At 54.6% G+C, this 7,901-nt stretch carries 4 protein-coding genes and 1 pseudogene; 2 read left to right on the top strand and 3 right to left on the bottom strand.

All coding sequences use genetic code 11. The features are described from left to right. A pseudogene (locus tag OSO_RS51930) lies at nt 1-202 on the bottom strand (ISL3 family transposase); the annotation flags it as partial. Between the two features lie 1,103 nt (nt 203-1,305). Next, nucleotides 1,306-1,824: a DNA starvation/stationary phase protection protein Dps gene (gene dps, locus OSO_RS0111375; protein ID WP_261340377.1), complete on the bottom strand. Its 519-nt coding sequence runs from the start codon at nt 1,822-1,824 to the stop codon at nt 1,306-1,308. Nucleotides 1,825-2,276: 452 nt separating this feature from the next. On the opposite strand from dps, the gene OSO_RS0111365 reads away from it, so the two are divergent. Next, entirely contained in the window at nt 2,277-3,308 is a 1,032-nt protein-coding gene (locus OSO_RS0111365; protein ID WP_010583465.1) for a PD40 domain-containing protein, read from the top strand. Between the two features lie 113 nt (nt 3,309-3,421). Further along, on the top strand, nt 3,422-4,729 hold the full coding sequence (locus OSO_RS0111360) for an amidohydrolase (RefSeq protein ID WP_010583464.1): 1,308 nt from the start codon (nt 3,422-3,424) through the stop codon (nt 4,727-4,729). Between the two features lie 123 nt (nt 4,730-4,852). Here OSO_RS0111360 and OSO_RS0111355 read toward each other — a convergent pair whose 3' ends face one another. After that, nucleotides 4,853-7,486, bottom strand: coding sequence for an autotransporter outer membrane beta-barrel domain-containing protein (locus OSO_RS0111355; protein WP_162130533.1), 2,634 nt, complete (start codon nt 7,484-7,486; stop codon nt 4,853-4,855). Nucleotides 7,487-7,901: the final 415 nt, after the last annotated feature.

The following is a 7,901-nucleotide window of genomic DNA, read 5'->3' as shown; positions in this document are numbered from 1 at the left end:
GAACAAACTCGAATCGACGGGGCTTCAAGCGATCGTATTGTGGACCTGGACGACCACAACCTGAGCAGATCGGGCGACTGTTTCGGCGGCTCTGAATACTGACCTCGATCGCCAAATCGTCTCCTTTCCCGCAAAATGCGATGGTTCCATAGACAAATGACTTGTGTTTCTCGACGTGGTTGAGGATCGTTTTCAATTGCATCCTGTGTGTCCCGGTGACGTTTTAAGTGTGGTAACTCAAATCGTAACCGCTGGATCACAGGATGCATTCCTTCTATCAAAGGATTCGCTCAGCCCCTTCCGCCATCGCCTTCGCATCGCCCTCACACCTGCAGTGGCGATCGAAGGCGATGGCGGAAGGGGCGACACCCTTTTGCCGAACCTGAGCACAGCTCATCTTCAAACGATCCTTACTCACCCACAGAAACTGGTGACGAACCAAAAATCTTAGTGAATCGTGAGTTACTGAAGTTACAGATTATCGTCGTATGTATTCATGGAAGTGAACTACGATATCAACGTGTTCACCTCTTTAGTGAGAATGACCTAGTTCATGCTACAAAGTTAAGGAAGTCGCGTAGGAGTTGTTTCTGATGTACGTGTGGGCAGGGTGTGAATCGTGCTAGAAGGTCGGCAACTCTCACACTTCGCCCCGAGTTGTGTGACAGTCATGGGATTGTGAGTCATTTCATAGGGAGAAATTCGTAGGCCTCATACGGAGGTCCTTCACAAAAAACGAAGGCGAGAGAAGTCGGCGGGAGATCGACAGCGATCTGGGCCAAGGGGATTCAACGGAAAAGCATTTTGCATTCCGGCGAACGGACACCCTCGATGAATACCAGTCCGACACGGTACCTCACGCTTCAGGAAGGCGAAACGCGTCGAGGCATTCGCCGCTTCAATGGCCTGAACATGTGCTCTCAGTTGAAATGACTGAAGGGCAACCTGTCGTCGCCTCGACAGAACACGCGCAAATATCCTGAAAAATAGGAATCGATGATTCCATGATTTGCGGTCGCGAGGGGCGATCCCAACGAGTTGCAATGGAAGTGTGTACCGTCACTCTTTGTTCTGTTCAGTGATTGTGATTTCATGTTTCCGAAAGTCGGGTTGATCGATCGGCATCCGCATTCCAGGGTGTCGATCTGCTGCTTCATCGCGCTTCGGGATGTCGGAACAAGTGGCATCGTGCCGCCTCGTTCGACGGTCCAAAGCGGCAGATGATCAATGAAAACAGGTCCGGCCTTTTTTGGCGGGACCTGTTACGGATCAGCAATTGAGCCGGATGCGAGTTTTCGAGCAGGCTTACTTGTCGCCCTGCAGCTGTGATTCCACGAACCACAGCTTCTTGTCGAGGTCACGGGAGATGCCGGTGAACAAGTCCGCCGTGTCGGCATCGCCGAGTTCGTTTGATTGATCAATCGCGGCGCGCACGGCTTTGCCGACCGTGGCGATCGCCGTCGACAGGGCGTCGACGTGATCGCGTCCGCTGGTCAAGGTCAATGAATAGGGGCTAATGGTTGTTCGCTTCGACACTGCAGCCAGTGTCCCTTCCGCGATCCCGCCCAAGGCCACAATTCGCTCGGCCACGTCGTCGACGAAGTCCTCGATTTCTTCCGCAACGCTATCGAACAGTTCGTGCAGCGCGATGAAGGTCGGACCTTTGACATTCCAATGTGCCTGCTTTGTCTGCAGTTGCAGATCGATCAAGTCGGCGAGTCGGTTGTTGAGCAGTTGAGTCACGGCCGTGCGCTGCGCGAGGGCCATATCGTTCTTCGTTGGATTCATGGTCGTGCCTTTCCAGTGAGATTGGGAATTCGACAAGAAGTCTTTTCTGTGTGACCGAGACTACGCGGCAAGTTTGAACGTTGACTGGCGACTATCATCCGAAACGGCCAATCACGAAGTCAAATGTCGGCGCATCGTTGTCACGACAATTGAAGTCTCTGATTCGAAAAATGCGACTCGAAATCCGCCGAAATTTTGCGTCCAAGTCGACGAAACGGAATTCGAGTTGCAGTTGGCGTGAGGCCGTTGCCACCGAATTCCTGACTTGATCCGGAGATCTCACTTGCTCGCGATCTCTCTGACAGGCTGTTCCGCATCCTGGACTCTTTGTTGACGCGACTTAGAATCAGATTCGTCTTTGAACGGACTGATGCGGTAATCCTGTCACGGGCCCGACTCTCGACTTCGCTCTGTGATTTGAGCGCCGGTGTGGAACCTGCCGCTGACCGACGCTGTACGCTGTCTGATGACATGAAGGGATTGATTCGATGCTGAGTGCTTTGATCTTCGCGCTTTTGAGCGCTCCGCCAACGGTGACGGATGACGCGGCCGAGATGCAATACATGTCCAATATCCGCCAAGTGACGTCGGGGTTGCCACGTGCGGGAGAAGGGTATTTCTCGGCGGATGGCAAATGGATCGTGTATCAGGCCTATCCGATCGGCTATCCGTTCTATCAGATCTATGTGCAGAAGCTCGACGAGAAGACGCCCCGACTCGTCAGCACCGGACGCGGACGAACGACCTGTGCCTACTTTTCTCCCGACGGAAAGAAAATTCTATTCGCCTCCAGTCATACCGATCCGAGCATCGATCAGACCGAGTTAAAAGCGCGTGAAGAAGCGGCCAAGGGGGGCCGAAGACGCTATCTGTGGGATTTTGACCCGCATATGGATTTGTATGTTGTCAACTTTGACGGAACAGGGATGACGCGTCTGACGGATTCACCGGGATATGACGCTGAGGGAAGTTATTCATCGGATGGGAAGCAGATCGTCTTCACGTCCATGCGTGATGGCGATCCGGATCTGTACGTTATGGATGCCGACGGCTCAAACGTCCGTCAGTTGACCGATCATCCCGGCTACGACGGCGGCCCGTTTTTCTCGCCCGACAATCAGTGGATTGTTTTTCGCTCGGATCGCCAGAAGGAGCATATGCTGCAATTGTTCGCAATTTCGGTCGATGGGAAAACCGAAGTCCAACTGACGGACAATCTCGAGCAAGTCAACTGGTGCCCGTACTTCCATCCGAGTGGCAAATACCTGATCTGGTCCGGGGCCGACTATAGCAAGGGCCCACAGAACGCACCCTTTCATCTGTTCACGATGGAAGTCGAGATTCAGCGAGATTCGTTCAAGGGCGGTGCCGTGACGCAGATTACGCACAGCACCGCGCAAGATGTTCTGCCCGTCTTCAGCCCCAATGGGAAATCGTTGATGTGGACGTCGACTCGCACGCCCGACGGAACAAGTCAATTGTGGATTGCCGATTGGAAACGCGGCCAGGACGCTCCTTGAAATCCGATCGAAAGTTGTCGTTCGATCGTTCGTGGGGCGGCCCCCCCGGAGCCGTGAGCGATGACACTGAAGCCTCGCCGTGACAACGTCCTGACTTCTTGGAGAGTACGCGCATGCAAGACCGATTCATCACGGGATTCTGCTTGATCGCACTGCTGTTTTTCCCTTTCTTTGTTCACGCCGAGAATGAGATCTCGCCTTGGACCAATCGGGAAGTCGATCGTCTGGTCACGATCTACCGCGACTTTCACACAAACCCTGAACTGTCGTTCCGTGAAGAGCGAACGGCAGCCAAGTTAGCCGTTGAACTGAAATCGCTGGGAATCGACGTCACCGAAGGAGTTGGGCGACTTGGTGTCGTCGGCTTGTTAAAGAATGGTGACGGTCCAGTTGTCATGATTCGCACAGATCTGGATGCATTGCCGGTGACCGAAGTGACCGGCCTGCCGTATGCATCAAAAGTTGTTGCGAAAGATCCCAAGGGGAACGATGTCGGGGTGATGCATGCCTGTGGACACGACATCCATATGACCTGTCAAATTGGTGTCGCCCGCTATCTGGCCGCTCACAAGGATCGCTGGCACGGCACCGTCATGTTCGTCGGGCAGCCTGCCGAAGAGACCGTCGGCGGGGCCGAGGCGATGCTGAAGGATGGCTTGTTCACTCGATTTCCAAGACCGAAGTACGCCTTAGCGTTGCATGTGGATTCGAACATGCCGACGGGCAAGGTTGGTTACAAGGCCGGATATTTCCTCGCAAACGTCGATAGTGTCGACATTTTGATCAAGGGCAAGGGCGGTCATGGAGCCTTCCCGCAAACGACGGTCGATCCGATCGTTCAAGCCGCGCATTTGATCGTCGACCTGCAAACGTTGATCAGCCGTGAGAACAATCCCTTTGAGCCGGCGGTCATTACTGTCGGTTCGATTCACGGGGGCACCAAGCACAACATCATTGGCGACTCGTGCCGGCTGCAACTGACGGTCAGAAGCTATTCGCCCGAGGTTCGCGAGTTGCTCACGGAAGGGATCAAGCGGAAGGCGAAGGCGGTTGCAATGAGTTCCGGCGCGCCGGAACCCGTCGTCGAATTCTCGGACTCAACGCCTGCCACGAAGAATGATGCCGACCTGGTTGAGCGGGTTGTGCCCTCATTTCGTCGCGTGCTGGGTGACGAGCAAGTGATTCCCGTCGAACCGTCGATGGGCGGTGAAGACTTTTCACAATACGGACTGGCCGGAGTTCCGATCTTTATGTTCCGGTTGGGGTCGATCAATGGAGAACGTCTGGCCGAAATGAAGGCAAAGGGAAAGATGCCGCCTTCGCTTCATTCACCGCTGTATTACCCCGATCCTCGCGAAACCATCACGACCGGGGTCACCGCCATGGCGGCAGCGGTCGTCGACCTGTTGAAAGGTCAATAGCGGCAAGGTCGCAAGAGGCGATGCCAAGCGGGAACTTGGCATCGAGGAAATCGCAATACAATCAGGCCAACGAGCCTGGGGACGACGCTCGTAAACCTGTCATGACTCAAGCAGGTCGCGGGATTAGAACGAATACACTGCGCCCAGGCTGCCGGTTTCCGTGTAGAGTCGGCCGCCGAACATCACGTCAAAGTTTCCGTACATGGCCCATTGATCCGACAATTGTACTGCCACTCCTTTGCCAAACACGCCATAGTTCTGGCCAAGCTTCGTTCCGTGGGATGTGAACGCCCCGCCGATCGGGGCTCCATTGAACGACGCCGTGATGATGCGATCGTCGTCCAGCACTTCAGAGACCCAACGAGTGTGCCAGTAGGGTGTCCAGACCGAACCCCAAGGGCCCGTCAGACGATCGACGACAAGTCGTCCACCCAAACTTGTTCGCAACGAATTGGCTTGGGCGCCGGCAACGTTGAGTGCCGCGGGGCCTCCCGATTCACTAAAGCCTTGTTGCGACAGATAAAGATACTGAAGGCCCAATAGCGGTTGCAGATGGAACCAACCTGCGTGCAACTTCAATCCTGTTTCGGCATAGGCTCCAAATTGGTTTCCGCCAAACGTTCCACGCAGAAATTGATCGATCCCGCCGACGTTCACCGTTCGATTGGACACATAGTCGTTGTATCCATAGTTCGCCGTTCCCAAGACATAGGCGAGATCGTTGTGTTTCAAGGCGTACAGGCCGACTTGGTAGGCGGTCAATTGCCCCTTACTATCGTATCCGTCGTGATAGCCAACGTACGAGTTTCCGCCGACGATCCCGATCACGCCCGTCTCGTCCTGCCCCAGATCAACCCCGTACAGTCCACCACCCTGGCTATAGCGAACGCCGGCACCGTTGCCGTCGGTTCGTAGACTGCCGCCAACTCCATATCCCTGAATCCAGCCATTGATCGAGTCGTTGGCCAATTGACCTCGAACACCCGAATCTGCCGTCGTTACTCCTGCGGGTACACTTGCGAGAAATGTTCCGTTGCTGACGAGCCGGGTAATGATCCGCTGCAAAAACTGATCACCGACCTGCAGGCCAATCGTCTGCGTGCTGCCATAAATGGAACCGCTAAGCTGATCCATCGACCGCTGCTGCTGATCCGATGATTGTGCTCCAAGGGTATTGATCATCGTGAACAAATCACCTGACGAAGTCAGCGTGATGTTGTCGAGCGCCGTTCCAACAGAGACTTCATTTGTGGTGCGACCCGTTCCGGCGAACGTCGAAGTCTGTACCAACTGCATCACGACGTCATTCGCGTTGTAGCTTAGGACTAGACCAAACATCGACAGATTGTCGGTCACCTGGGTGTACTGACCATTGACGACGCCCGTCGAATTCAAAATGGTGAAGTTCGTACCTGACTGGAAGACGCCCCCACCGACCGCAACGACATTCAGCGTTCCTCCAAGATTCGCCTGTCCCGTGACGGTCAGGTGGTCGTTGTTGACACCAGGGGTATTTCCCGCCGAATTGATTTCAATCTCGGTCGTACCTCCGGCATTCTGCGTGAAGTTGCCATTCACTGTCAGATTTCCGACGCCAGAATTGCCCGGGCGAATGAATCCGTCGTTCGTCACGTTGCCGACTTGCCCTGCACCGGACAGTGTCGACGAGATGTTCGCAATCAGAACGTCGGAAACAATCGATCCTTGAACTTGCAAATCCCCCGCGTTGACCGTCGTCGTCCCTGTGTAGGAATTACTGTTTCCCGACAGAATCAATGTTCCATCGCCGGTTTTCGTCAGGCGGCTGGTGGCGATCTCATCAATCAGGCCACTCAAGGTCGCACTGCCTGTATTCACATTCGCCGTGAAGTTATTGCCCAGATGCAGGTGATTTCCGACGTTGATTCCATTGGCGAGGTCTAGCGTCAATGCCCCTGCAACCGTCACTTGTCCGGTACCAAGAGCGGAACTGTTTTCCGCGCGAATAGTGCTGTCATTGCTGACATAGATTCCGCCGGAGAACGTGTTAGCGCCACTCAGGATCAGTGTCCCAGTGCCAGAGGTTCCGATGTCTTGCGGGCCGCCGGTTTCACTGATGATTCCATCAATCCGAACGGTCGTCCCCGCATTCTGCTTGACGACAAGTTCCGATTGCAGGTCGATGTTGTTGCCTAACTTCACACCATCGGCCATCTCAAGAAAAGTACTGCCAACGAGATTGTGAACGGACAGTGTCCCTGTCCCCAGAGCGTGATCATTTAGGAGGCGAAGTGTTCCGCCATTGAAGATCGTTCCGCCGGTATAGGTGTTCGATCCACCCAGGACCAGAGTTCCAGTCCCGGTCTTGATCAAACTGCCCGAGGTGACTCCGTCCGACAGAACTCCGCCTAGGCTGAAACTTCCGGCCCAATCGACGGACATCGGCTTTGCCAGCACGTAGGCGTGTGAATCCGTAAGGGTGATCGTGTTCGGATCGTATAGCGTGACAGGCTGGCTGACCGACAATGCGCTGCCGCCGGTCAAGGTTGAACCGTTGAGCAGTGAATTGAACACCAATCGGTCACCCGATGTCGCAACGGATAATCCCTGACGCAGCGAGCCTGCGCCCGAGTCATTCACCGTTGTGACGGGAATGTCGGCCGCGAGAAGATTCGAGATGGATAACGTCGCGGCACAGAAGGTGGTGCTCCAACTCGACCACCGGCGCGTGCGTCGCGCTCCCTCGCTGATCCGTGAACCGATACTTGACGCGATCATGTTGAAGGGCATCCTCGACAGTGAGTCTTCCATGACCGCCTATGAAGCTCGACCTGACTTTCGGAACTCAACCGAACTGCTGTCCCGAAACGCCGACTCAGTTGAGATATTTTCGGGAGCGATTCGAGGGCAACAATGTTGTCATCGGTGCGCACCGCAGTTGTAATAACCTGCAGAATTCCATCGTTTGACCTTCATGCAGAGATGGTGCATGAGGATCAACTCTAACGAGAAAGAGATCTCATTCTGGTCGGCGGACATTACAGGCCGAATTGGTGCCACCTGATTCGGCAAAAACTGCTGGTTCATCAGAGAAGACCTTCTTTACGATCGAGGAGCTGATCGAGGCCGACAAATCCTGTTACACCGACGAATTGCAGGATCTCGTGTGTGAAGCGCCAAGAAACTTCGAGTT

Origin of the sequence: Schlesneria paludicola DSM 18645 (genome assembly GCF_000255655.1) — a bacterium.
Classification (GTDB): Bacteria; Planctomycetota; Planctomycetia; order Planctomycetales; family Planctomycetaceae; genus Schlesneria; species Schlesneria paludicola.
Note: the sequence above shows the minus strand (reverse complement) of the source record. Positions and strands in the feature narration are given on the sequence as shown.

What these genes read in the sequence shown, in the direction of transcription:
- OSO_RS0111365 (WP_010583465.1), top strand. Translation starts at nt 2,277, where the DNA reads ATGCTGAGTGCTTTGATCTTCGCGCTTTTGAGCGCTCCGCCAACGGTG.
- OSO_RS0111360 (WP_010583464.1), top strand. Translation starts at nt 3,422, where the DNA reads ATGCAAGACCGATTCATCACGGGATTCTGCTTGATCGCACTGCTGTTT.
- OSO_RS0111355 (WP_162130533.1), bottom strand. Translation starts at nt 7,486, where the DNA reads ATGATCGCGTCAAGTATCGGTTCACGGATCAGCGAGGGAGCGCGACGC.